Here is an 898-nt window from a genome sequence, read left to right as displayed (position 1 = left end):
TTGCAGAGTTCGGGGTCACCGACCAGCACCGGCACGATATGCGTCGGCGACTCCATCACCGGCAGGCCGGCGGCGCTGAGGACCTCCTTGGTCCGCGCCGCCTGGCGCTGCTGCGCATCGCGTTCGGCCTGCGAACGCTTCAGATGCCGAATGGAGGTGGTGGCGGCGGCGGCAATCGCCGGCGGCAGCGCCGTGGTGAAGATGAAGCCCGGCGCGTAGGAACGCACGGCATCGATGATGGCGCTGTTGCCGGCGATATAGCCGCCGAGCGTGCCGAACGCTTTGGCGAGCGTGCCTTCGATGATGTCGATGCGGTCGGCCAGGCCTTCGCGCTCGGTGATGCCGCCGCCGCGCGGTCCGTACATGCCGACGGCGTGGACCTCGTCGACATAGGTCATGGCATTGTAGCGTTCTGCCAGTTCGACGATCTCTCTGATCGGCGCAATGTCGCCATCCATCGAATAGACGCTCTCGAAGACGATCAGCTTGGCGCGTTCGCGACCCGCCGCCTGCAAAAGGCTTTCGAGATGCGCGACGTCATTGTGGCGAAAGATCTTCTTTTCGGCGCCCGAGCGCCGCACGCCCTCGATCATCGAAGCGTGGTTCAACTCGTCCGAGATGATCAGGCAGTTGGGCAAAAGCCGGGCAATGGTCGAGATCGAGGCTTCGTTGGAGACGAAGCCGGAGGTGAAGACCAGAGCCGCTTCCTTGTCGTGCAGATCGGCCAGTTCCACTTCGAGCTGGACCAGCGGGTTCGAGGTGCCCGAAATGTTGCGGGTGCCGCCGGCGCCCGAGCCCATCTTGCCGGCCGCGCTCTGCAACGCGGCGATGACGTCCGGGTTCTGGCCCATGCCGAGATAGTCGTTGGAACACCAGACGGTGATTTCCTCGGCGCGGC

At 64.8% G+C, this 898-nt stretch carries 1 protein-coding gene; it reads right to left on the bottom strand.

The genetic code is table 11. From position 1 onward, the window contains the following. The coding region (gene hemA / locus ACWGTO_RS33595) for a 5-aminolevulinate synthase (protein WP_454578967.1) at positions 1-898 on the bottom strand (898 nt) is incomplete at both ends.

Source organism: Mesorhizobium sp. PL10, assembly GCF_053714315.1.
Note: the sequence above shows the minus strand (reverse complement) of the source record. Positions and strands in the feature narration are given on the sequence as shown.